We start from the raw sequence: 24662 nt of genomic DNA, 5'->3' as shown, positions 1-24662 counted from the left end.
CGCCCCGGATTCTGGCAATCCATCCCGCCATCCTGCGGACGGACACGGGCCTGCCAAGCGGGATTCGCCGCTCGGTAGAATAAAAAGGGCGCTCCGGAGAGCGCCCTTTTCATCGTGGCCTGAAAATCCGCCGATCAGTGCGAAGTCCGCTTCGAGCTGAATTTGCGTGCCGCAGCCGCCTGGGCCGCCAGCATGGCAAGTTCGGCTTCGACCACGGCGATGTCGGCCTTTTCCTTGGTGTTGCGCAAGGCTTCTTCGGCGCGCTCGCGCGCGGCGACGGCCTTGGCCTCGTCCAGGTCGGCGGCGCGGATGGCCGTGTCCGACAGCACCGTCACGGCGTGCGGCTGGACTTCCAGGATGCCACCGGCCACGAAGATGTGTTCCTCGGTGCCGTCGGCATGCCGGATCTTCAGCGTGCCGGGGCGCACGCGCGAGATCAGCGGGGTGTGTCCCGGCAGGATGCCGAGATCACCCGATTCCCCCGGCAGGGCGACGAACGCCGCCTCGCCGGAAAAAATCGAGGCTTCCGCGCTGACCACTTCGATGTGAAGAGTCGCCATGTGCAATCCTTATTGGAGGGTTTTGGCCTTCTCGAAGGCCTCGTCGATGCCGCCCACCATGTAGAACGCCTGCTCGGGCAGCGCATCGCATTCGCCATCGACGATCATCTTGAAACCACGCAGCGTTTCGGCCAGCGGCACGTACTTGCCGGGCGAACCCGTGAAGACTTCGGCGACGTGGAAGGGCTGCGACAGGAAGCGCTGGATCTTGCGGGCGCGGGCCACGGCCTGCTTGTCTTCCGGCGACAGTTCGTCCATGCCCAGAATCGCGATGATGTCACGCAGTTCTTTGTAGCGCTGCAGCGTCTGCTGCACACCACGGGCGATGTTGTAGTGCTCTTCGCCGACGATCTGCGGATCGAGCTGGCGGCTGGTCGAATCCAGCGGGTCCACGGCCGGGTAGATCCCCAGGGCGGCGATGTCACGCGACAGCACCACGGTGGAATCCAGGTGCAGGAAGGTCGTGGCTGGCGACGGGTCGGTCAGGTCATCGGCGGGCACGTACACGGCCTGGATGGACGTGATGGAACCGGTCTTGGTGGACGTGATCCGTTCCTGCAGCTTGCCCATTTCTTCGGCCAGCGTCGGCTGATAGCCCACGGCGGACGGCATCCGGCCCAGCAGGGCGGACACTTCGGTACCGGCCAGGGTGTAGCGGTAGATGTTGTCCACGAAGAACAGCACGTCACGGCCTTCGTCGCGGAATTTTTCCGCCATCGTCAGGCCGGACAGGGCCACACGCAGACGGTTGCCTGGGGGTTCGTTCATCTGGCCAAAGACCATGGCGACCTTGGATTCCGCCAGGTTGTCCAGTTTGATGACGCCCGCATCGGACATTTCGTGGTAGAAGTCGTTGCCTTCGCGGGTGCGTTCGCCCACGCCGGCAAACACCGACAGACCGCTGTGGGCCTTGGCGATGTTGTTGATCAGTTCCAGCATGTTCACGGTCTTGCCCACGCCGGCGCCACCGAACAGGCCGACCTTGCCGCCCTTGGCGAAAGGACACACCAGATCGATCACCTTGATGCCGGTTTCGAGCAGTTCGACCGAAGGCGACAGTTCGTCGAATTTCGGGGCGGCCTGGTGGATGGCACGCTTTTCATCGGACTGGATCTCGCCACGTTCGTCAATGGGGCGGCCCAGCACGTCCATGATGCGGCCCAGGGTGCCCGCACCCACGGGCACGGAGATCGGCGCGCCGGTGCCGGCCACGGACATGCCGCGGCGCAGGCCGTCGGACGAACCCATGGCGATGGTCCGCACGACACCGTCGCCCAGCTGCTGCTGGACCTCGAACGTCAGACCCTTTTCCGCGAATGCGGAGGACTCGTCGGTCAAGGTGAGCGCGTCGTAGATGTTGGGAATGCTGTCGCGGGGGAACTGAATGTCCACCACGGCGCCGATGCACTGAACGATGGTACCGTTGCTCATGTTTAGTCCTATAAATATCTCTGGGTTGCCGGTGCTTGCGTCGGTCAGACTGCGGCGGCGCCGCCCACGATTTCCGAAATTTCCTTGGTGATGGCCGCCTGGCGGGTCTTGTTGTAGACCAGCTGGAGGTCGCCGATGACTTTCTTGGCGTTGTCGGACGCAGCCTTCATGGCGACCATCCGGGCGGACTGCTCACTGGCCATGTTTTCCGCCACGGCCTGGTACACCAGGCCTTCGACGTAGCGCAGCAACAGCTCGTCGATCACGGTCTGGGAATCGGGCTCGTACAGATAGTCCCAGCCGTACTGGCTTTTCAGGGCTTCCTCGTCCTCGGAGCCTGTCTGGAACGGATCTTCCAGGCCCGAAGGCAAGGGCAACAGGCGGATGAAGCTGGGTTCCTGACGCATCGTGTTCACGAAACGGCTGGTGGCCAGATAGACCGCATCCACCTTGCCGTCGATGAAGTCATCGAGCTGAACCTTGATGGCGCCAATGAGACGTTCCAGGTTGGGCGCATCGCCCAGCTGGACTTCCGAAGACACCACATTGACGCCGACCCGGTTCAGCAGGCTCAGGCCCTTGGAGCCCAGTGCCGTGGCCTGGACACGCACGCCCTGCTGCTCGAATTCCTTGATCCGTGCGAGCACCAGGCGCGAGATGTTGGTGTTCAGGCCACCGCACAGCCCCTTGTCGGTGGTCACCAGCACGACGCCCACGGACGACAGCTTCTGGCGTTCCACCATGTAGGGGTGAGTGTAGTCCGGGTTCGCCTGCATCAGGTGAGCCGCGATGGCACGCACCTTGGTGGCGTAGGGGCGGCCCATGCGCATCCGGTCCTGCGCCTTGCGCATCTTGGATGCAGCGACCATTTCCATCGCCTTGGTGATCTTGCGCGTGTTTTGCACGCTCTTGATCTTGGTTCGAATTTCCTTGATTCCGGCCATTCCACTATCCTGTCAGAGCTTGTCCGGGACGCACGCCGCGTGCGCCCCGGCCGCTGCTTAAAACGTGCCGTGCTTCTTGAATTCCTGGATCGCGGCGCCCAAAGCGGCGTCGTCTTCCTTGGAGAGTTCCTTCACGTCTTCGATGCGCTGGATCAGGGCTTCGTGCTTGGCCTTCAGGTAGTCCTTCAGGGCCTTTTCGAAGGCCAGTACCTGGCTGACTTCGAGGTCGTCCAGGTAGCCGTTGTTCACGGCATACAGAGCCACGGCCAGTTCCCAGACCTGCTGCGGCTGGTACTGGGGCTGCTTGAGCAGTTCGACCACCCGCTTGCCGCGTTCGAGCTGACGGCGCGTGGCGTCGTCCAGATCGGAAGCGAACTGCGCGAACGCAGCCAGTTCACGGTACTGGGCCAGGTCGGTCCGGATACCACCCGACAATTTCTTGATGACCTTGGTCTGGGCCGAACCCCCCACGCGCGACACCGAGATCCCGGCGTTGATGGCGGGCCGGATACCGGCGTTGAACAGGTCGGTTTCCAGGAAGATCTGGCCGTCAGTGATGGAAATCACGTTGGTCGGCACGAAGGCGGACACGTCGCCGGCCTGCGTTTCGATGATCGGCAGCGCAGTCAGCGAACCGGTCTTGCCCTTGACGGCACCGTTGGTGAATTTTTCCACGTATTCGGGGTTCACGCGGGCCGCGCGTTCCAGCAGGCGGGAATGCAAGTAGAACACGTCGCCGGGATAGGCTTCGCGCCCGGGCGGGCGACGCAGCAGCAGGGACACCTGGCGATAGGCCCAGGCCTGCTTGGTCAGATCGTCATACACGATCAAGGCGTCTTCGCCGCGGTCGCGGAAATATTCGCCCATGGTGCAGCCCGAATAGGCCGCCAGATACTGCATGGCGGCAGAATCGGACGCTGCCGCAGCCACGATGATGGTGTATTCCAGGGCGCCGTGTTCTTCGAGCTTGCGCACCACGTTGTTGATGGTGGAAGCCTTCTGGCCGATGGCGACGTAGACGCAGGTGACGCCCTTGCCCTTCTGGTTGATGATGGTATCGACGGCCACAGCGGTCTTGCCGGTCTGGCGGTCGCCGATGATCAGTTCGCGCTGGCCGCGGCCGATGGGCACCATGGAGTCGATGGCCTTCTGGCCGGTCTGCATCGGCTGCGACACGGACTGACGGGCAATCACGCCCGGCGCGACCTTTTCGATCACGTCGGTTTCCTTGGCATTGATCGGGCCCTTGCCGTCGATCGGATTGCCCAGGGCATCCACGACCCGGCCCCGCAGTTCGGGGCCGACCGGCACGGACAGAATCTTGCCGGTGGTCTTGACGGCATCGCCTTCGGACACACCGACGTAGTCGCCCAGCACCACGGCACCCACGGAATCACGTTCCAGGTTCAGGGCCAGGCCGAACTTGTTGTTGGGGAATTCGAGCATTTCGCCCTGCATCACGTCGGACAGGCCGTGGATGCGGGTGATGCCGTCAGTGACGGACACGACCGTGCCCTGCGTGCGGACATCAGTGGACGCGCCCAGGCCTTCGATGCGGCTTTTCAGCAGTTCGCTGATCTCGGACGGGTTAAGTTGCATGGTAAGACTCCTGGAATCTTGTTGATTGGCCCGCCGTCATGCGGCCAGCGTATCGCGCAGGCCGGCCAGCCGGGCCTGCACGGAAGTATCGAGCACATGGTCGCCAACGGCGACGCGCACCCCGCCGATCAGTTCCGGGTCGACCGTCACCTGGGATTTGAGCTTGAGGCCGAACTTGCGCTCCAGCCCCTGCAGCAGGCCGGCCACCTGGGCATCGGTCAGCGGATAGGCACTGGTGATGCGCGCCAGAGCCGAGCCCTCGAGCCGGTTGCGCAGCAGTTCGAATTGCTCGGCCACCTGAGGCAATGCCTGCACGCGGCCGTTTTCCACCACCAGCGCAACGAGGTTTGCCGCCTGCGCGGGCAGTTCCTGGGGCACCAGGCCGGTCAACAGTTCGGTGCGCTGCGCATCGGACAGGCGCGGGTCGGCCATGGCATCGAGCACGTCGGGCATGCCGGACACCTGGGCCAGCAGCGACATCACACCGGACCAGAATTCGAGTCCGCGCGCATCATCACGCACGGATTCGAACAGGGCCTCGGCGTAAGGCCGCGCGATAGTAGACAGTTCAGCCATGACTCGCCCTGACTCAGAGTTGCGCCTGGAGCTGGTCGAGCAGCTCGGCGTGCGCCTTGGCGTCGACTTCACGACGCAGGATCTGTTCGGCGCCCTTCACGGCCAGTACGGCCACTTCGGCACGCAAGGTTTCTCGCGCACGCTGAACTTCCTGGGCAGCGTCCTGGCGGGCCTGGGCGACGATCCGGGCCTTTTCGGCCTCGGCCTCGCGGCGGGCTTCGTCGATCAACGCAGCGGCCTGTTTTTCGGCTTCGGCCAGACGTGCGTGGTTTTCTGTCTTGGAAGCCGCTTCCATCAGACTGACACGAGCCTGAGCCTGGGCCAGATCGGCCTTGCCCTTCTCGGCGGCGGCCAGACCGTCGGCGATTTTCTGGCGACGATCATCCATTGCCTTCGTCAGGGGCGGCCAGATGAATTTCATCGTAAACCAACCCAGAACGAAAAACACGATCATCTGGAAAAAGAGAGTCGCGTTTAAATTCACGGTCGTTTCCCTAATTTACCCGTTCGTGCCTTGCGGCGATTCCGCAAGGCACCTCATCCGGACGTCCGCAGCCCGCAGGCCGCCGACGAACCCCCGGCCTGCGGCAAGCGCAGGCCTGCGCCATCATCAGCCCACGAAGGGGTTGGCGAACGCGAACAGCATGGCCAGACCCACGCCAATCAGGAAGGCCGCGTCGATCAGGCCGACCAACAGGAACATCTTGGTCTGCAGGGTGTTCATCAGTTCGGGCTGGCGAGCGGAGGCTTCGAGGTATTTGCCACCCATCATGCCGATGCCGATGCAAGCACCAATGGCGCCCAGACCGATGATCAGACCGCAAGCGAGAGCAACGAATGCAACGTTGGTCATAACAACTCCTTGGTAAGTAAACGTTGTTTAGTCAAAAAATCAAAAACCAGAAATCAGGGCAAGCCCCGCGAGCCCGCCCGGGAAACCCCCGGGCGAATTTTTAGTGGCCTTCGTGCGCCTGCCCGATATACACCAGGGTCAGCATCATGAAGATGAACGCCTGCAGCAGCACGATCAGGATATGGAAGATCGCCCATGCCGAACCGGCGAGCACGTGTCCGAACGCAAGACTGATGCTGGAAGCATTCGCCCCCGTCCAGGCACCACCCAGCAAGGCGATCAGCATGAACAGCAGTTCGCCCGCATACATATTGCCGAACAGCCGCATGCCCAGCGACACGCACTTGGCCGCATATTCGATGAGGTTCAGCAGGAAATTGAAGGGCGCCAGGGCCAGCGCCGCGATGCCGTGCGCGTGAAAGGGCGCGGTGAAGAGTTCTTTGACGAAACCGCCCGGGTGCTTGATCTTGATGCCGTAGTACAGCATCAGGACCAGCACGCCCAGGGACATGCCCAGGGGAATGTTCAGGTCGGCGGTCGGCAGGATGCGGTGGTAGTACAGCGGGTCGGCGTGATCGGCACCCAGGCCGGTGACACGGAAGATCCAGGCTGCCAGGTCGACCGGAATCAGGTCCAGGGTGTTCATCAGCGTGATCCAGAGGAACACGGTCAGGGCCAGCGGCGCAGCGAATTTGCGCGTGGTCTCGTTGGGAATGATGCTCTTGGCTTCTTCGTGGACCATGCCCACGAGCATCTCGATGGCCATCTGGAAACGGCCCGGCACATCGGCCGTGGCCCGGCGGGCAGCACGCCAGAGAAAGAAGATGACGATGGCGCCCATCAGGATCGACCAGAACAGCGAGTCGTAGTTGACGACATCGAAGTTGGCAATGATGTCCTGCTTGTGTCCGAGATTGTTCAGGTGTACCAGGTGATGCTGGATGTATTCGGACTGAGGCGTCGTTACAGCGTCGGTCATCGGAAACCCTTTTTGTATTCAAATCATGGCAAGCGGCGCAAGGCCAGCAGCACCACGTACCCCTTCATGACGCCCAGCAGACCCAGCAGGAACGCCAGCCAGTCCAGCCAGCCGCCCCACCGCCACGCCACCAGGATCACGACCCCAGCTACCGTCAGCAGCTTGAGGAATTCGCCCCAGAAAAAGGCGAGCGACCCCGGGCGTTTCGGCCCAAGGTACCCCAGCAGCAGCCGCAAGGCGAACAGCGCATTGGGTACGAAATAAGCCGCCGCCCCAATCAGGGCAGATAACCCGGCGTCCTTCCCCGCAATTCCCCAGGCACCCAGCACCACCAGCATTCCCGTGAATGCCTGCGAAGCCAGCGCCCGAAACAGGCCGACCCGTGAGCGGCGGGCAATCAGCGCGCGTTCCGCCTCGCCAAGGACCAGCGTGCCAAGCGAGTCCTGCGACACACTCGATCCGCCATCCAGACCACAGGCAGTTTTCACATCCATAGGCCCATCGCTCACGTCCCGCTGCGCATCTTTCGGCCGGCCCGTCCATCCGTGCCAGCCAACCACATGCGCCGCGATAGTCAAACTCATAAATTATAGCGTCCCTTTCAGGGAATATTCAAATTCCAACTGCCAAGGGCGCATCATTTTAATGCGATTCGACTCGATCGCGCAGCCCCCCCTGTTCAGCCAGATGGCCTACGCCATTGCCCGGTCAATCGGCCGACAGCCCACCCAGAAAACGGCGTAGCGATTCCGGCCTATAGGTGACCGCTGAAACCGTCCATAACATGCCTCATACGGCATCACAGTTCGACACGTTCGGCAAAGATCATTGCTCTGGACAGGGGATTCGTCATGCAGGTCATGGGTTTCTGGCTTGGCATCATCATCGCGGCACTGCTGAGCGCAGCCGTGGCCGCGCAGGAGCCCGAACCGCCCAGGCGCAATCTCGACGAGGGCCGCATCAACAGCGACCCCCTGAAGGGACTGATCATCAACCGCACCATCACTGTGATGGGATGGGACTTCTACAGCAGTTTCACGCAGGTGTGGCAAGCGCTGTACCCGGAATCGCAGGACACGATGACGATCATCGAACGTCCTACCGCGCAGTTTGGCAGCGAAATCTGGATCACTTATTTGAACCGCAACGTATTCCATACGTTTCTTTCCCCCGCCCGCTCGCGGGCGCAGGACCAGAGCCGGAAAGCCGTCCAGGCAGTCCGGGAGAACATCGACATCATCAACGCCCAGAGGCAGTTCATCCAGAACGCCGACCTGGGACCCGAGGAGATGTAAATGCGCCAGCCCATACCTCCCTACGCCATGCGCTTCGGCAAGCCCGCTGCGATCTTCCTGGCCGCCGCAGTCGCGCTGCCATGGCTGCCATCCCCCGTCTCGGCGGGGCAACTGCTCTACGCCCCGGTCAACCCAAGCTTCGGCGGCAATCCGCTCAATGGTCCCACGCTGCTGCAAAACGCTCAGGCACAGAAACGATATCCCTACCCCATGGATGACCTGGGCCTGGACAACATCGGCCAGATCCTGCAGACCGACAACGGCTTTCTGATCCAGAAAGGCGACAAGCTCTATTGGATCGACCTGAACGGCAATTCACACCCCATCGAGCTGGGCAGTGCCAGCACCGACGCCCCCATCCCCTGATCCAGAACCCAAAAGGCCTGCCATGGACAACCTGAAAATGCCCGGGACCCGCCTGCTCTCAACGGCACGCAGATCATGGATCGCGCCGGCGCTGGTGCTGACCCTGTCCGCCTGCGCGATCCAGAAGCCCGTCACGGTTTCCGACGAGGCGCAGCTGACCCCGCCGACGCCTTCGGCCACCGCATTGCTGCAATTGCCGCCTCCCCAGAAAAAAATCGTGGCCGCCGTCTACGGATTCCGGGATGAAACCGGCCAGTACAAGCCGTCCCCCAACAGCGCGTTCTCGACCGCTGTCACTCAGGGCGCGGCGTCGATGCTGATGAAGGCGCTGAAGGATTCCGGCTGGTACATCCCGGTCGAGCGCGAGGGCCTGCAATCCTTGCTGACCGAACGCCGTGTCCTGCGGGCTGTCGACGAGGGATCGCAGGGCAGCGGCGGTGTGCCGAACCTGCTGCCGGCCTCCATCCTCCTGGAAGGGGGCGTGATTGCCTACGACACCAATACGAGGACCGGGGGCCTGGGCGCGAAATTCCTGGGAATCGGTATGGGCACGCAGTACAGCGTTGATCAGGTGACGATCAATTTGCGTGCCGTGGACGTCGCCACCGGGGCGATCCTGGACAGCGTTTCGACCACCAAGACGATCTTTTCGTACGAGATCCATCCAAGCTATTTCCGTTTCGTCAACTACTACGACCTGCTGGAGATCGAAGGCGGCTATACCCATAACGAGCCCGCCCAATTGGCCGTGAAAGAAGCCATTGACGCCGCTGTCATGCACCTGACGGTACAAGGCATCAAGAACAATCTGTGGCGCCTGAAAAACCCGGCGGACTGGAACAGCCCGCTGATCCAGCGCTACCTGTCCACCGGAGACCGCGAAGTCACGACGGTCACGCCGCGCCAGAAGGTCGGCGCGGATGCCACCCCATCTCCGGCCCCCGTCCAATGACCGCCTTGCCTGCGGCCCGGGACTCGCCCACATGAATCAAGGAATCGCCCCACCATGGACACCTCACTGCTTTCCCGTTTCGGCCCATTGCTTGGCCGCACCTGCCTGAGCCTGGGCCTGGCCGCCCTGTTGAGCACAGCCCCGCCGGCCAGCCATGGCTCCGGCATCGACCTGTCCCCGGGCGAATTGCCGCCATCGGAACTGGCCCATGACGGCGTGCGAGCGCACATCGCGCAGCAAGGCAGCATGAATACCGGAACCATGGCGCAGACAGGCGCGGATTCTGCGGCATCCATCCTTCAGGACGGCGCTCACAATCGGGCCGGCACGACGCAATCGGGCATCGGCAACACGGCCCTGGTCCAGCAGACAGGCGCTTACAACGACGCCCAGATCATCCAGGCCGGGACAGACATCCAGGGGGAGATCCATCAGACCGGTGCATTCAATCGCGGACGGCTGGCGCAATACGCCAGCAACAGCGACGCCCACCTGAACCAGATCGGCAATTTCAACCAGCTGACGGTGACGCTCACCACCCCGGGCCCGCTGGCCCCGATCACCCAGATCGGCAGCGGACTGAAGTTGTCCGTGTATCGCTGACGCATGCCAGCCACCTCTTTCACCGACGCCCCGGTTCCAAGACCGCCGGTCAGCGTTTTTTTCACAGGTCTTGTCGACTCAAGGAGCCTTACCATGAAGTACTCTCTTTGCGCACTGGCGTCCGGTCTTGCGGTGGCCTTCGCTGGCACTGCGGCATTCGCAAGCAGCACCGGCAATACCTACCAGAACGGTTTCAACAACGACGCCGAAATCACACAGGCCTACAACGGCAACGCCACTGCAACCATCACCCAGCTCGAAGTGAGCAATGTGGCCAAGGCCGATCAGTCCAATAACTTCTTCGGCCCCGCACAAATCGATCTCTACCAGAAGGGACACGACAACTACGCCAACGCGAAACAATCCGGGAACGTGGGCGCCAGTTCCAAGGTCGTGCAAAAGGGCTGGCAGAACGTGGTCAACACGGACCAGCGCCACAACGGGAATGCCCGCTCGGACGTCTATCAGGACGGGGTGAACAATACGGCTGACGTCAAGCAATCCTGGACGGGCGACGCCAGCGCCCAGATTGTTCAGGCGGGTTGGAAGAACGTCGCGAACACCACCCAGAAACACAGCCTGGACGCGACGGCGGACACCTACCAGAACGGCATCAACAATTCCGCCGACGTCACGCAGAAATGGACTTACGACGCCGACGCAAAAATCGTCCAGGCCGGTTTCCAGAACACCAGCACGGTGATGCAGCGCTACGGCAGCAACCAAAGCGCCGATCTCTACCAGAACGGCTGGGTCAATTCGGCGTCCGTGATGCAGACCGGCTCCAACCTCTCGGCCACGGCGGTGCAGATCGGGATCGGCAACACGGCTTCGTTCAATCAGACGGGCTGGTAATCCGCCAGGTTTGCAACAGACGCTCTGGCGGGCCATGCAGGCTTGGCCAGAGCGTTCGCCCCCTTTGTTTCCGGAGCATGATCATGATGGCAGCAGACCTGAACCTCCGGGTATGGCTGGGCAGCGGGGCCGATGCGCAGGCCGGCATGATCGTGCCCTACGTCCAGAGCCCGGCACACCGCATCATCGACTATCGCATCCGGGTCATCAAGCAAGGGCCCTCGGGCACCTCGCGCATCGCGCAAAGCGGCTCAGTCGATCTTCCGGCCGGCCGGCCCACCGCGCTGACGCGCTTTTCCATATCGATCGGCGCGCACGATCAGTGCCAGGTCGAATTGCTGATCTTCTCCCAGGGCATCCAGGCAGGCACCTACCGTTTCGCCTGCGCCAGCGCATTCTGAACCCCTCGCATTGCGAGCCGTATCATGCCTACTACACTGCGCCTCATCGCATTGGCTGTTCTCATGCTGCTGACACGGCTTGCCGCTGGCGAGGGTGCCACGGCCATTTTGCAGACGTACGAACAGGCCGGATCCCCCACGACAATCCCTGCCGCCGAACTCGAAACAGTGGCGCGCGCGTACCGGGACGCGCGCCAGTGGTCCCAGGCCATTGCGCTGTTCAGGCAAGGAGAACAGCGGTTCCCCGGGCAGACCTCTTTTTCCTACGGCCATGTCATGACCCTGGCGGATGCAGCGCGCCCGCACGAGGCCATCGAGCGCGGCCAAGCCCTTGTGGCGCGCCGACCCGGCGACCCGGATGCGCATCTCGCGCTGGCGTATGCCTATGGCCAGGACAGGCAACCGTATGCCGCCCTGGAACAGGCATCCCAGGCGTACTCGCTGGCCCCCGACCGCCCCTATGTCATGCGTGCCTACGTGCTGGCCCTGCAGGATGCGCGACTGCCGCACAGCGCGCTCCAACTGGCTGACACGCACCCTGGCCTGATCAGCCCGGCGCAGACACGTTCCCTGCAGGCCGATATCGCCGCCGAACTGACCCGCACGGCCGCCACCGTCACACGGGGCGAAGCACAACGGCACGCCGTGGCGGACCAGGCGCTGGCCCTGTACGACCAGCTGATCCCGCAGTGGCGCGCCCTGGGCCCTGAGGCGCACGAGGATTTGCGGCGCGCCGAGGCAGACCAGTTGCTGGCCTTGCGCGCGCGTGGCCGGATGCGGGATCTCACGGCCCGCTACGAAGCCCTGCAGGCCGACAGCGCCGCCGTCCCCGATTACGTGCTGGGCGACGTGGCCGGCGCCTATCTGACACAGCACCAGCCGGAAACCGCTGCCTCCCTGTTCCAACAGTCCCTGGCATCGGCCACCATGAGCCAGGCCCCCTCCGCACGGGCAGCCGACCAGATCGGCCTGTACTACGCGCTCTCCGAATCCAGCCGGAACACCGCCGCCAACACCGAACTGGACCGGGCGCTTGCCGCACAGCCCACGTGGATCAGATACAAAGGCAACCCCATGCGCCAACCCAACCCGGACAGGCTGGATATCGAACGGACGCGCGCCCTGGGCACGCTGTACCAGGGCGATACGCTGGCAGCCCAGGCCGCGCTGGATCAGATGGTCGCCACCGCGCCTGGCAACGCCAGCCTGCGTGTCGCCCGGGCCCAGGTCCTGCGCGCCCGGGATCTGCCTCGCCAGGCGGAACTCGACCTGAAAACCGCTGAAACCCAGGCGCCCCGAGCCATTGAAGTCGAGATCGGCCAGGCCGAGACCGCCCTCGCCCTGCAGGAATGGCACCAGGCCAGGCTGTTACGCGATGACCTGATGGCCCGGACCCCGGAAGATGCCGCCGTGCAACGCCTGAACGCTGAATGGGACGCGCACCAGAAAGCCGAATGGCGGACCACCGCCAGCCGGGGGACATCCACCGGAAGCCAGGACCGGGGCAGCCAGGATGCCAGCATCGACACCGTACTCTACTCGCCGCCTCTGGATGAAAACTGGCGCGTCTTCACCGGCACCGGCTACACCGAAGGACGATTCGACGAAGGAATCGGTCACGCTGCCTGGGCACGTGCAGGGCTCGAATGGCGTGGCCGCGACCTGACGGTCCAGGCCGAGGCCTCCGGCATCCGCTACGGCCACGGCACCCGGGCTGCGGCGGCATTCTCGGCGTTCGTGGATCTGAACGACCATTGGCAGGCCGGCATCGGCGGCGCCCTGCGGTCGCGCGACACACCGCTGCGGGCCTTGAAGCACGACATCACTGCCAACACGATCAGCGCATCCCTGCGCTGGCGCGGCGACGACCGCAGGGAATGGACCCTGACCCTGGCGCCTGGGTTCTTTTCCGACGGCAACCGCCGCCTGGAGATCGGCCTGTCAGGCCGCCAGCGTCTCTACACCGCGCCCCGATTCCAGGTCGATGCGCTGCTCGATCTGTCCGCCTCTCGCAACACGGCCGACGATGCACCCTACTTCAACCCCAAGTCAGACCTGGCGATCGTACCTGCCCTGCAGGTGACACACACCCTGTACCAACGGGATGAAACCCGCTGGGACCAGCAGTTCCAGCTGGCCGCCGGCAGCTACTCGCAGCAAGGGCACGGCACCGGCGGCCTCTACACCATCGGCTATGGCCAACGCTACCGCCTCAGCCGCACATTCGAGATCGGCTTCCTGGCCTCGGGCACCTCGCGCCCCTACGACGGCCAGCGTGAGCGCAGTTTCAACATTCTCGTTGACATGACAGTCCGGTTCTGACCTGGGAGCGCACCATGCCACGATCCTTATCCTGCATCCTGCGCCTGTTTTCCCTGGCCTGTCTGGTGCTGCTGACAGGCTGCGCACGCGACATCCCGACCTTCGCACCGCCCGCGCTCAGGCCCATGGCCAGCATCGATCAACCCTGGCCCACCAACCACGTGCTGGCATTGGCCTATCACGATGTTGAAGACAGCGATCCCGATCAGCAGTTCCTGTCGGTACGCACGGATCAGCTGGTGGCCCAGCTCGAATGGTTGCGAAACAACGGCTATCAGGCCGTGTCCGTCGATCAGATCCTGGCCGCCGGGCGCGGCGGCCAGGATCTGCCGCCCAAGGCCGTGCTGCTCAGCTTCGACGATGGCTACCGCAGCTTTCGCAGCCGGGTCTTTCCAATCCTGCAGGCCATGCACTGGCCTGCCGTCTGGGCGCCCGTAGGCCGCTGGCTCGACGCGGCACCCGGCCAGCCCGTGCGCTTTGGCGATCGATGGGTGCCAAGGGAACGTTTCGCCACCTGGGAAGATATCCGGCAAATGGCCCGTTCTGGCCTGGTCGAAATCGCTTCGCACACCGATGACCTGCACCAGGGCATTCTCGCCAATCCCCAGGGCAATGTGGAACCCGCCGCCATCACGCGCCGCTACGACCCAGGCACGCGCACCTATGAAACCGATGCAGCCTACCGCCATCGGATCGCAGAAGACGTCCAGCGCATCACGCACAAGATCCGCCAGGCAACCGGCACGCCCCCCCGCGTCTGGGTCTGGCCCTACGGCGCAGCAAACGGCGAAGCGCTGGACATCATCCGCAACCAGGGCTATCAGATGGCCCTGACGCTCGACGACGGCCTGGGATCGGCCGCCAGCCCTCTGTCCATGCCCCGCCTGCTGGTGACGGACTCACCCGACATGCAGACGTTCGCACGTTCGGTCACCGGTTTCGAGTCCCGAGGGGATTTCCGGGTGGCCCAGGTGGATCTGGACTACATCTATGATCCCGACCCTGGTCAGACAGACCGCAACCTGGGCACGCTGGTGCAACGGATTGCCGATCTGGGCATCAATACGGTTTTTCTGCAGGCTTACGCCGACCCCACGGGCGACGGCCTGGCACGCTCGGTCTATTTCCCGAACCGCCGACTGCCCATGCGTGCCGATCTGTTCAATCGGGTCGTCTGGCAACTGCGCAACCGCGCCCAGGTGAAGGTCTATGCCTGGATGCCAGTCCTGAGCTTCGATCTGCCACAAGGCATCGCTCGCGTCGTCTGCCAGGACCCGGCCGACCCGAATGCGCCGCCCAGACCGGACCCCGCGCAGTATCAACGGCTGTCCCCCTTTGATCCCCAGGCCAGGGAAGCCATTGCAGAACTGTACGAAGACATGGCGCGCGCGGCGCCGATCGACGGCATCCTGTTTCACGACGATGCCGTGCTCAGCGATTTCGAGGACGCCGGCCCGGCGGCGCTTGCAGCCTACCACCGCGCGGGCCTGCCCGATACCATCCAGGCGCTGCGGGCCGACCCTGAAACCCTGCAACGCTGGACCCGTTTCAAGCGCCTTGCCCTGATCGACTTCACCCGTTCGCTGGCGCAGCGGGTCCGCGCCATCCGGGGCCCTCAGGTGCGTACCGCCCGCAACCTGTACGCCGAACCCGTCCTGAACCCGGCCAGCGAAACCTGGTATGCGCAGAACCTGGATGATTTCCTGCAAGCCTATGACTGGACCGCGCTCATGGCCATGCCGCTGATGGAACAGGTGCCCATGGCACATTCCGACGCCTGGATCGAACGCCTGGTCGCAGCGGTGCGGCGCCATCCTGGCGGACTGGAGCACACCGTATTCGAACTCCAGGCCCGCGACTGGGGCCGGCCAGGCCAGCCAGCCGTGGACAGCCGGACCCTGGCCCGCTGGATGCAGCGCCTGCAGCGCACTGGAGTCCGGCATTTTGGCTACTACCCGGACGATTTCAACCAGGACCAGCCGGCGCTGGAGACCATCCGGCCCGCGATTTCAACCGCCTGGTATCCCCACCGCTGAGGAGCGCCGCCATGATAGACCGACTGCTCGCCTTTCTGATCCTGTGCCTCGTTGCAGGCGCCCCCTTCGGGGCAGCCCTGGTGTGGACCGGCAACCTGATCCTGGATTTCGTCTTTTTCTACCCCCTGTTCATGTCGAGCCTGTGGATGTTCGGCGGGCTGTACTACTGGTTGCACTGGGAGCGATGCTGGCCCTGGACCCCCGACACAGCTGCGCCAGCCCTGCAGGGATCACCCTGGATTTCCATTCTGATCCCCTGCCACAACGAAGCCGAACACGGTGCCGACACCGTGCTGTCGGCCTTGAATCAGCGCTACCCCCGGATAGAGGTGATCGCCATCGACGACGGCTCGACGGACGGCACGGCAGACATGCTGGATCGCCTGGCGCAGGCACACGCGCGCCTGCGGGTGATCCATCTCGCCCACAATCAGGGCAAGGCCATGGCCCTGCGCATGGGCGCGCTGGCGGCCCGCAGCGAATACCTGGTCTGCATCGACGGCGATGCCATCCTGGACCGCGACGCCGCCGCCTACCTGGCCGCCCCCATGGTCCACCACCCCCGGGTCGGCGCGGTCACCGGCAACCCGCGTGTGCGCACACGTTCCACGCTGATCGGCCGCATCCAGGTGGGCGAATTCTCGTCCATCGTCGGCCTGATCAAGCGCACCCAGCGAGTCTACGGCCAGGTCTTCACCGTATCCGGTGTGGTCGCCGCATTCCGGCGCAGCGCGCTGGACCGGGTCGGCTACTGGAGTCTGGACATGGTGACCGAGGACATCGACATCAGCTGGAAACTGCAGCGGGACCACTGGTCGATCTTCTTCGAACCGCGCGCACTGTGCTGGATCCTGATGCCGGAAACCCTGCGCGGCCTGTGGAAACAGCGCCTGCGCTGGGCGCAAGGGGGCGCCGAGGTCTTCCTCAAGAATCTCCCGAACCTGCGGACCTGGCGCCACCATCGCCTGTGGCCCATGGCACTGGAATATTGCGTATCGACGATCTGGGCCTTCGCCCTGCTCCTGTCCCTGGGGCTCTGGGCCATTGGCCTGTTCGTGGCGCTGCCCGGCCACATCCAAGTTGAAACACTGGTCCCGCCCGCTTTCACAGGCATGGCCCTGGCGGTCGCCTGCCTGCTGCAGTTCTGCGTCAGCTTCTTTATCGACCGCCGCTACGAACACCACCTGTTTCGCGCCCTGTTCTGGGTCATCTGGTATCCCCTGGCCTACTGGCTGATCGGCCTGTTCACCACGCTGTACGGTTTTCCCAGGGTCATGCTCAGACGCGGCCGCCGCCGCGCCCGCTGGAACAGCCCCGATCGCGGCATCAAGGCACCTGCATCATGATGATCATCAAGACTCCTCGCTCTATATCTGCGGCCTTGCTCGACGGCCTGCTCACGATCCTGGCCTGGGCGGCGTTCGGCTTTCTGTTCGCATCGGGCATCCATTCCATCATGACAGACCCGGAATTCACCGCCACAGCACCCGCCTGGTCCCGGCTGTTGCCCAACATGCAGACCCTGCTGGCCTATGCGCTACTGGCAGCCTGTATCGGATTGCTGCTGTCTGCCTGGGCCTGCTACAACGCCGTGCGCTTCAGCGGCCTGGACCGGCGCAAGCCAACGGACGCACTGCAGCCCAACGCGCTGGCGCAGCATTTCGACATCAGTCCGACGCAACTGCAGATCCTGCATGCCAGCCGGACCATCCTCATTCACCACACTCCAGAAGGTCGGATCAGCATGATCGATTTCGTTGACGAACCCGCCGCCACTCAGCCCTTCATGCGACTGCACCAGTGACCGGGCCGCATTTGCAACACACGGCCCTGTAGCGAAAACCGGGATTGCCAATCCTGGTTCAAAGATAAACAATAAGCGCTCGCCTCTGCGCGCCCGATCCAGGATCTTTGCAAGAGGACACCACGATGGCGACCATTACGGTAGTAGAGCCCAATGCGCTTTTGCGCATGGGTCTGCTGGCGCTGCTGCGCACACTTGACAGCACACTCACCAGCACAGGCATCGACTACACCCAGCTCTTCCACGGCACGCCGTGCCGCACGGAGACGGATCTGATGCTGCTGTCCGTGCCCGACACCTACGGCCAGATGACCGAACTCGTCAACGCCGCCCAGACGCGCTACGCACCACGGCGCATCCTGCTACTGTCGGAAACCCAGACCCTGCCCTATTCCCTGCTCAATCTGCCTTCCGTCCTGTCCGGGTATATTTCCAAGCACGCCTCCCAGGACGTGCTGAAGGCATCGGTCATGCTGGTCCTGGCCGGAGGAAAATGCTTCCCACACCCCGACGCGTGCCAGGCCGACACATCCCTGCCAACAAGCCATGGCGGGCTGAAACGACGCTGGTACGACCACGAGGCCGCCCCACCCGCACCGCCCTGCAACGAATCGCCCGCCGACAGTCTCTTGCACAAGCCGGACAGCCCGGATCTGATGCCCAAACCGCTGGGCGCCCCCCAGGCGCTCGCGCCGGATCTGATTGCCCGGGAAGCCGCCCTGCTGAACCTGACGCATCGCCAGTACGAGGTACTGGCGATGCTGGCCAAAGGCCACCCGCTGAAGAAAATCAGCCGGGAACTGAACATCTCGGTGGCAACCACCAAGACCCACGCCGAGGCGCTCTACCAACGCCTGTCCGTCAACACCCGCAATTCAGCGGTCTATGCAGCCATCTCGCGCGGCGCCACGCTGGGGTGGCATGACCCCGACACAAGCCTGCAGGAGACGGCCAGGCACACCGACGTTTAGAGGTTCCTTAGCGGTGCTTGAAGTCCGGCTTGCGCTTTTCCACGAACGCGCGCATGCCTTCCTTTTGGTCTTCGGTGGCGAACAACGCATGAAAATTGCGTCGCTCGAACAGCAGCGATTCGTCCAGCGTGGCCTCGAAGGCGCGGTTGACGCATTCCTTGGCCATCATCACGGCAGGCAACGGCATCGCGGCGATCGTCGCAGCGGCTTCCAGCGCCTCGTCCAGCAGGCGTTCGGCCGGCACGATACGCGCCACCAGACCGGCGCGCTCCGCCTCGACGGCATCCATCATGCGGGCCGTCAGCACCAGATCCATGGCCTTGGCCTTGCCCACCGCGCGCGGCAAGCGCTGGGTACCGCCGTAGCCGGGAATGACGCCCAGTTTGATTTCCGGCTGGCCGAACTTGGCATTTTCCGCGGCGATGATGAAATCGCACAGCATCGCCAATTCGCAACCGCCGCCCAGCGCATAGCCGGACACCGCAGCGATGATGGGTTTGCGGGCACGACGCAGCGCGTCCCAATTGCCCCCCAGGTAATCGGATTTGTAGACGTCCATGTAAGACCAGTCCGACATGGCGCTGATGTCAGCCCCGGCGGCAAAGGCCTTCTGACTGCCAGTCAGCACCATGGCGCCGATGCCGTCGTCGGCCTCGAAGGCGCGCACGGCGGCCGACAGTTCATCGATGACCTCGTTGCTTAGGGCATTCAGGACTTGCGGGCGGTTCAGGGTCAGCAAGCCGACACGGCCCCGGACCTCGACCTTGACGAATGATTCGCTCATGGTGCCTCCAAAGTAAACTATCGACATGAAAAACGAACAGATGATCCAATACCAGGTGCAGTTGGCCGACCCGGCCGGGCACCGCTACGCCATCCGTCTGACGATTCCGCACCCCGATCCGGCCGGCCAGCGCCTGCGCCTGCCTGCCTGGATTCCAGGCAGCTATCTGATTCGTGATTTTGCCCGACAGATCGAAACTTTGCAGGCTTCGTCCGGCGGCACCCCCATTGCCACCCGCAAGACCGACAGCCATACCTGGCACTGCACCCCCTGCGCCGGCCCCTTGATCGTGGACTACCAGGTCTATGCCTGGGACCTGTCCGTGCGCGGCGCGCACTTCGACGAAAGCCACGCCTTTTTCAACGGCTGCAGCCTGTTCCTGGCCGCCGTCGGCCAGGAATCCCAGCCCTGCCTGCTGGACCTGTGCCCCCCCACGCACGCGCGCGGCTGGCAAGTCCACACCAGCCTGCCAGCCGCCGACGGCTACCCAGGGGCAGCCTCCTTGCGCGGATTCGGCCTGTACCGGGCTCGTGACTACGATGATCTGATCGACCATCCTGTCGAAATCGGCACCCCCCAGTTCATCAGCTTCGAGGCCCACGGGGCCATCCACGATCTGGTGTTCACCGGCCTGGCCCCCGGCCTGGACCTGGAACGCATCGCCGCCGACGCGCAGAAAATCTGCGCGGCCCAGATCGAACTGTTCGAACCCAAAACGCGCCGCGCCCCCTTTCTGGACAGCGCCACACGTTATGTGTTTCTGGTCATGGTCACAGGCGATGGCTATGGCGGCCTGGAACACCGCGCTTCTACCGCCCTGATCACCCGCCGCGCCGATCTGCCCACACGCGACTGCGACGCGCCCGAAGGCTACGTCTCGTTCCTGGGCCTGCTCAGCCACGAATACTTCCACACCTGGAACGTCAAGCGCATCAAGCCCGCCGCTTTCGTGCCCTATGATCTGAGCCGCCCCGTTCATACGGAACTGCTGTGGGTATTCGAAGGCTTCACGTCCTACTACGACGATCTGATGCTGCTGCGTGCGGGCGTGATCGACGAACCCGCCTACCTGAAGCTGGTCGGCCGCACCCTGGATCAAGTGCTGCGTGCCGGCGGACGCCTGAAACAGTCCGTTGCAGAAAGTTCCTTCGACGCCTGGACGCGCTACTACAAGCAGGACGAAAACTCACCCAACGCCCTGGTCAGCTACTACACCAAGGGCGCGCTGGTGGCACTGGGCCTGGATCTGGAAATCCGCCGTCAATCAGGCGGCACACGCAGCCTGGACGATGTCATGCGCCTGCTGTGGCAGCGCTATGGCCGGGATTTCTACCGGGGCCGCGCCCGCGGGGTGGCCGAAGACGCCATGCCGGCCCTGATCCGCACAGCCACTGGCGCCGATGTCGCCGACTTCATCGCACGCCATGCCCTTGGCCGCGAAGACGTCCCCCTGAAAGCCGCCCTGGCGCAAGTCGGCATCGAACTGGTCACACAAGCCGAACACCCCCGCCCCTCGCTGGGCGTGCGCACCCAGGCAGACCCGGCTGGCGTGCGCCTGTCCACCGTGTACGAACATGGCCCCGCACACCGCGCCGGGCTGTCCGCCGGCGATCTGCTGATCGCCGCCGATGGCCTGCGCATCGCCGACGCCGCCGGCCTGGATCGCCTGCTGGACGCACGCCGGCCTGGCCAGCGCCTGACGCTGCATGTGTTCAGGCGAGATGAACTGCGCTCGTACACAGTCCGGCTGGGCAAACCCACTGCCCTGCGCCACCAGTTGCAGCGGTCCGGCATCAGGGCACACGCATGAACCCGAACACCCGCCGCGTCATCCTGGACGACCTGCGCGTCCGGGCCTCGATCGGCATGCTGGACCATGAACGCCAAGCCCCGCAGCCGTTGGTGATCCAGGCGGAATTCGAAACCGATGCCTCGCGCCCCGTCGACGATGCGGACATCGGCACGGTGCTGGACTACCGCCTGCTGCGCGATGCCCTGATCGATGAGTCCACTCGCACCCACACCGATCTGCTGGAGACCCTGGTGGACCGCATGCTGGATCGCGTCCTGCGCGATTTCCCTGCCGTCCTCGGCGTTAGAATCCGCATCTGCAAGCCGCAGGCCTTTGGCGACTGCACCGTCTGCGTCGAACAGGCACGCCACCGCTGAATCCATCCCCGCCAGCCCCATGAACACACCCATTCCGGCCCCACAGCGCCGCAGTGTCAACGAAAACAAACTCGTCAAGCGCCTGCTGCGCGAAACCGGCAAGGCCATCGGCGACTACGGCATGATCGAACAGGGCGATCGCGTCATGGTCTGCATGTCGGGCGGCAAGGATTCCTACGGCCTGCTCGACATCCTGCTGACGCTGCGCGAACGCGCCCCCATCGATTTCGAGATCGTGGCCGTCAATCTGGATCAGAAGCAGCCCGGATTCCCGGCACATGTGCTGCCCGATTACCTGAACGCGCGGGGTATCCCCTTTCACATCGAAAACCAGGACACCTACTCCATCGTCCAGCGCCTGATCCCGGAAGGCAAGACCACCTGTTCCCTGTGTTCGCGCCTGCGGCGCGGCATCCTGTACCGTGTCGCCCGTGAACTGGGGGCCACCAAGATCGCCCTGGGCCACCACCGCAACGACATCCTGGCGACCTTTTTCCTGAACCTGTTCTACGGTGGACGGATGAAAGCCATGCCACCCAAGCTGGTGTCCGACAACGGCGAACACATCATCATCCGGCCCCTGGCCTACGTGCGCGAAAAAGACCTGATCGCCTACGCCAAGCTGCGCGAATTCCCCATCATTCCCTGCAATCTGTGCGGATCCCAGGAAAACCTGAAACGCAAGGAGATCAACCGCATGCTGGAAGAATGGGATCGCCATTTCACCAACCGCACCTGGAACGTATTCCGCGCCTTGTCGCACGTGGTGCCATCGCATCTGATGGACCCGGCGCTGATGGACTTCGCCGGCCTGCGGCCCACCGGCCGCGCCGATGCCGACGGCGACCGCGCTTTCGACGCAGAAGACTTCCCCCTGCCCGCTTTCTCCGAGGATGAGATCGAACACGAAATGGCCCCTGCGGACCATTTCGAGCCTATCGAAGCGACGCGGCTGGCAGGCCGCGACGTGGACGAACAGCACAGCAGGCCACGCGTGCGCAGGCCGGACGCCCGCTAGCACCCACCGACTACAGGTCTACCCACATGGCCCGCTGGACATTTGCTGCTCTTGCCCTGCTGCTCATCCCACTGGCGGTCTGGTGGCTGAGTCTGGAGCCATCGAACGATCGAGATTGGGCCGACGATGTTTCCCGTACCCTGCGCGGCAGCGTACACGGGTCCCTGGTCACACTGCATGACATCCGCGATTTCGACTGGCGCAGCGATACGGACTACACCGCGCGCTGGCACGACGGGACCTACGATCTGGACACCCTGACATCCGTGGACATGGCACTGTCCTACTGGATGGGGCCGGCCATTGCCCACACCCTGGTGTCCTTCGGCTTCGCGGACGGACGCCATCTGGTGTTCTCCGTCGAGATCCGCCGGGAACGCGACGAAGCCTTTTCCACCCTGGGCGGCTTTATCAAGCAGTTCGAACTGGCCATCGTCGCCGCCGAAGAGCGCGACATCCTTCACGTGCGCGCCGGCCCCCGGGGCGAGCAAGTCTTTCTGTACCCGGTCAGGCTGCCCGTCCCCGCCATGCGCGCCCTGTTCCTGTCCTACGTGGAACGCGCCAACCAGCTGGCAGACGAACCGCGCTTCTACCACACGCTGACGGCCAACTGCACGACCCTGGTCTACGACATGGTCCGCCCACTGGTTCCTGGCCTGCCGCTGGACATCCGGCTGATCCTGTCGGGCTATCTGCCCGAATACCTGTACAAGCACCACGGTCTGGACACGAGCCTGCCGCTGGACACCTTGCGCGCCCGGGCCGATATCACCCGCCGCGCCGCGCAGGCGGGGCCAGCCCTGGAATTCTCGCAGCGCATCCGGACCCCGGAACCGAGGCACGACCCGACGCGGGACACCCCCGCGCAATCCTCATGAGCGCCCTGGATACCGCCTCGCTGGCGCGCACAAGCCGCTGCGCGCGCTGGTTCGTCCTGCTGCTGGCAGCCAGCCTGCTGGCCGGCTGCGCCGGTGTCCGGATCCGCCCCGTCAGCACCCAGGATTTCATCACCCAGCGCCGAGGCGACATCCTCAGTTCCAACGCGCTCAGTATCGCCGCCCGCGACGCCCTGTCCATCGTCGGCCAGGATCCTGCGCCCTGCCGCCGGGATCCAGCACCCTGCATCAAAGCCCTGTCCAGCCCTTCGGGACTGGCCACAGAACAGCGGCTCTCGGCGCTGGCGGAACTCTGGCTGGCCCAGGCCCTGAACGAGGATGTCCCCGACAGTGCCGCCGGCCTGGACACCTATCTGCAGGCGGCCCGACAGGCATACGCCTATCTGTTCCATACCGCACGGCCACCGGCCCTGCGCGCCTTCGAGGACCGCCAGACCCAGGTGCGCGACTACTACAACTACGCCACTCAACAGGCTTCCCTGAAAGCCTACCGCCACTACCTGGGGCATCCGGCCGGCACCCTGCGCGGCGGGGCCATGCTGCAGACGGCAGGCTGGCGGCTGTGCATCCACAACACCGATGTGCGCCTGCCCGAAGACGCGCACCTGCCTGACGAACTGATTCCTGCCAGCACGCTGACGTTCAAGGGCCTGCGCAACATCTATCGCCGCGATGGCCTGGGCGCCGAGCTGGTCACCGTCACCCGATCTGGGCAGCAAAACGCCGCCGATTTCCCACATCCATGGAGCGAGCCTGCTTTCCCGGCCGTGAGTGCTGTCCTGTCCTTTCCGGGAGACGACCTGGACACCGTTCTGCACGCCCGAGAGGCCACGCTTACGGTCTACGACCCCTACCGGCACGATGCGGTCCACCTGGCCGGAAACTCCGTGCCGCTGGCAGCCAATTTCACCTCTGGCTACGGCCTGTGGCTTGCCCGTTCCGACTTCGCGGTCCAAGCGATCCGCAATGTCCTGGGCGGAACCAACGGCCTGCAGGCGCCACACATCTACCTGCTGCAACCGTACGACCCCGAACGGCGTATCGTCCTGATGCTGCACGGCCTGGCCAGCAGCCCCGAGGCCTGGGTCAACGTGGCCAACGAAGTGCTGGGCGACGAGGAACTGCGCCGCAATTACCAGATCTGGCAGGTCTACTATCCCACAGGCCAACCCCTGGCCTACAACAACCAGGCCATCCGCCAGGCGTTCCAGGAAACCCTGGCCCATTTCGACCCCGAACGCACGGCCC

Annotated in this window: 24 protein-coding genes and 2 pseudogenes; 16 read left to right on the top strand and 10 right to left on the bottom strand. The window is 64.0% G+C overall.

Going from position 1 to position 24662, the window contains the following annotated elements; genetic code table 11:
* Positions 1 to 134: 134 nt before the first annotated feature.
* The 9 genes from RBR29_RS01580 to RBR29_RS01540 form a co-directional block, all read right to left on the bottom strand.
* Positions 135 to 560: a F0F1 ATP synthase subunit epsilon gene (locus RBR29_RS01580; RefSeq protein WP_320346553.1), complete on the bottom strand. Its 426-nt coding sequence runs from the start codon at positions 558 to 560 to the stop codon at positions 135 to 137.
* A gap of 9 nt (positions 561 to 569) precedes the next feature.
* Positions 570 to 1991, bottom strand: coding sequence for a F0F1 ATP synthase subunit beta (atpD, locus tag RBR29_RS01575; RefSeq protein WP_320346551.1), 1422 nt, complete (start codon positions 1989 to 1991; stop codon positions 570 to 572).
* 44 nt (positions 1992 to 2035) lie between these two features.
* Positions 2036 to 2935 carry a F0F1 ATP synthase subunit gamma gene (atpG, locus tag RBR29_RS01570; protein ID WP_320346549.1) on the bottom strand — a complete coding sequence of 300 codons (900 nt, stop codon included), beginning with the start codon at positions 2933 to 2935 and terminating at the stop codon, positions 2036 to 2038.
* Between the two features lie 57 nt (positions 2936 to 2992).
* Entirely contained in the window at positions 2993 to 4534 is a 1542-nt protein-coding gene (gene atpA / locus RBR29_RS01565; RefSeq protein ID WP_320346547.1) for a F0F1 ATP synthase subunit alpha, read from the bottom strand.
* A gap of 36 nt (positions 4535 to 4570) precedes the next feature.
* Complete coding sequence (locus RBR29_RS01560; RefSeq protein ID WP_320346545.1) at positions 4571 to 5110, bottom strand: F0F1 ATP synthase subunit delta; 540 nt, start codon at positions 5108 to 5110, stop codon at positions 4571 to 4573.
* A gap of 13 nt (positions 5111 to 5123) precedes the next feature.
* Positions 5124 to 5594, bottom strand: coding sequence for a F0F1 ATP synthase subunit B (locus RBR29_RS01555; protein ID WP_320346543.1), 471 nt, complete (start codon positions 5592 to 5594; stop codon positions 5124 to 5126).
* Between the two features lie 126 nt (positions 5595 to 5720).
* Positions 5721 to 5963: a F0F1 ATP synthase subunit C gene (gene atpE / locus RBR29_RS01550; RefSeq protein ID WP_043684944.1), complete on the bottom strand. Its 243-nt coding sequence runs from the start codon at positions 5961 to 5963 to the stop codon at positions 5721 to 5723.
* Between the two features lie 100 nt (positions 5964 to 6063).
* On the bottom strand, positions 6064 to 6942 hold the full coding sequence (atpB, locus tag RBR29_RS01545; RefSeq protein ID WP_320346538.1) for a F0F1 ATP synthase subunit A: 879 nt from the start codon (positions 6940 to 6942) through the stop codon (positions 6064 to 6066).
* 23 nt (positions 6943 to 6965) lie between these two features.
* Positions 6966 to 7526: an ATP synthase subunit I gene (locus tag RBR29_RS01540; protein ID WP_320346536.1), complete on the bottom strand. Its 561-nt coding sequence runs from the start codon at positions 7524 to 7526 to the stop codon at positions 6966 to 6968.
* A gap of 267 nt (positions 7527 to 7793) precedes the next feature.
* Between RBR29_RS01540 and RBR29_RS01535 the strand changes: the two genes are divergently transcribed.
* The 11 genes from RBR29_RS01535 (at position 7794) to RBR29_RS01485 (ending at position 18547) form a co-directional block, all read left to right on the top strand.
* The gene (locus tag RBR29_RS01535) at positions 7794 to 8237 is read left to right on the top strand and encodes a CsgE family curli-type amyloid fiber assembly protein (RefSeq protein ID WP_320346534.1); all 444 of its coding nucleotides are present in this window, start codon (positions 7794 to 7796) and stop codon (positions 8235 to 8237) included.
* A complete protein-coding gene (locus RBR29_RS01530) occupies positions 8238 to 8603 on the top strand; it encodes a curli assembly protein CsgF (protein WP_320346532.1) in 366 nt (121 codons plus the stop codon). It begins immediately after the preceding gene.
* Between the two features lie 22 nt (positions 8604 to 8625).
* On the top strand, positions 8626 to 9555 hold the full coding sequence (locus tag RBR29_RS01525) for a CsgG/HfaB family protein (protein ID WP_320346530.1): 930 nt from the start codon (positions 8626 to 8628) through the stop codon (positions 9553 to 9555).
* A 54-nt stretch (positions 9556 to 9609) separates the two neighbouring features.
* Positions 9610 to 10158, top strand: a complete 549-nt coding sequence (locus RBR29_RS01520; RefSeq protein ID WP_320346527.1) for a hypothetical protein — start codon at positions 9610 to 9612, stop codon at positions 10156 to 10158.
* Positions 10159 to 10251: 93 nt separating this feature from the next.
* The gene (locus RBR29_RS01515) at positions 10252 to 11013 is read left to right on the top strand and encodes a hypothetical protein (RefSeq protein ID WP_320346525.1); all 762 of its coding nucleotides are present in this window, start codon (positions 10252 to 10254) and stop codon (positions 11011 to 11013) included.
* An 83-nt stretch (positions 11014 to 11096) separates the two neighbouring features.
* Complete coding sequence (gene csgH / locus RBR29_RS01510) at positions 11097 to 11414, top strand: curli-like amyloid fiber formation chaperone CsgH (protein ID WP_320346523.1); 318 nt, start codon at positions 11097 to 11099, stop codon at positions 11412 to 11414.
* Between the two features lie 24 nt (positions 11415 to 11438).
* Positions 11439 to 13736, top strand: a complete 2298-nt coding sequence (gene pgaA / locus RBR29_RS01505) for a poly-beta-1,6 N-acetyl-D-glucosamine export porin PgaA (RefSeq protein ID WP_320346521.1) — start codon at positions 11439 to 11441, stop codon at positions 13734 to 13736.
* Between the two features lie 14 nt (positions 13737 to 13750).
* The gene (gene pgaB, locus RBR29_RS01500; protein ID WP_320346519.1) at positions 13751 to 15772 is read left to right on the top strand and encodes a poly-beta-1,6-N-acetyl-D-glucosamine N-deacetylase PgaB; all 2022 of its coding nucleotides are present in this window, start codon (positions 13751 to 13753) and stop codon (positions 15770 to 15772) included.
* 11 nt (positions 15773 to 15783) lie between these two features.
* Positions 15784 to 17118: a poly-beta-1,6-N-acetyl-D-glucosamine synthase gene (pgaC, locus tag RBR29_RS01495; RefSeq protein ID WP_320346517.1), complete on the top strand. Its 1335-nt coding sequence runs from the start codon at positions 15784 to 15786 to the stop codon at positions 17116 to 17118.
* Complete coding sequence (gene pgaD, locus RBR29_RS01490; protein WP_320346515.1) at positions 17115 to 17576, top strand: poly-beta-1,6-N-acetyl-D-glucosamine biosynthesis protein PgaD; 462 nt, start codon at positions 17115 to 17117, stop codon at positions 17574 to 17576. Before pgaC ends, pgaD begins: the two co-directional genes overlap by 4 nt.
* Before the next feature lie 125 nt (positions 17577 to 17701).
* Positions 17702 to 18547: a LuxR C-terminal-related transcriptional regulator gene (locus tag RBR29_RS01485; RefSeq protein WP_320346513.1), complete on the top strand. Its 846-nt coding sequence runs from the start codon at positions 17702 to 17704 to the stop codon at positions 18545 to 18547.
* Between the two features lie 7 nt (positions 18548 to 18554).
* Here RBR29_RS01485 and RBR29_RS01480 read toward each other — a convergent pair whose 3' ends face one another.
* Positions 18555 to 19331 carry an enoyl-CoA hydratase gene (locus RBR29_RS01480; RefSeq protein ID WP_320346511.1) on the bottom strand — a complete coding sequence of 259 codons (777 nt, stop codon included), beginning with the start codon at positions 19329 to 19331 and terminating at the stop codon, positions 18555 to 18557.
* 25 nt (positions 19332 to 19356) lie between these two features.
* On the opposite strand from RBR29_RS01480, the gene RBR29_RS01475 reads away from it, so the two are divergent.
* The 5 genes and pseudogenes from RBR29_RS01475 to RBR29_RS01455 all read left to right on the top strand — a co-directional run.
* A complete protein-coding gene (locus tag RBR29_RS01475) occupies positions 19357 to 21141 on the top strand; it encodes a PDZ domain-containing protein (protein WP_320346509.1) in 1785 nt (594 codons plus the stop codon).
* A complete protein-coding gene (locus RBR29_RS01470; protein WP_320346506.1) occupies positions 21138 to 21500 on the top strand; it encodes a dihydroneopterin aldolase in 363 nt (120 codons plus the stop codon). The genes RBR29_RS01475 and RBR29_RS01470 overlap by 4 nt, the downstream gene beginning before the upstream one ends.
* Before the next feature lie 19 nt (positions 21501 to 21519).
* Positions 21520 to 22365, top strand: a pseudogene (gene ttcA, locus RBR29_RS01465) (tRNA 2-thiocytidine(32) synthetase TtcA); the annotation flags it as partial.
* A gap of 179 nt (positions 22366 to 22544) precedes the next feature.
* Positions 22545 to 23396 carry a DUF4105 domain-containing protein gene (locus RBR29_RS01460; protein ID WP_320346504.1) on the top strand — a complete coding sequence of 284 codons (852 nt, stop codon included), beginning with the start codon at positions 22545 to 22547 and terminating at the stop codon, positions 23394 to 23396.
* Positions 23393 to 24662, top strand: a pseudogene (locus RBR29_RS01455) (alpha/beta hydrolase); the annotation flags it as partial. The gene RBR29_RS01460 and the pseudogene RBR29_RS01455, both read left to right, overlap by 4 nt.

This window comes from Castellaniella sp. (assembly GCF_034007085.1).
Taxonomy (GTDB): Bacteria; Pseudomonadota; Gammaproteobacteria; order Burkholderiales; family Burkholderiaceae_B; genus Castellaniella.
This window is presented reverse-complemented; position numbering and strand designations above follow the sequence as displayed.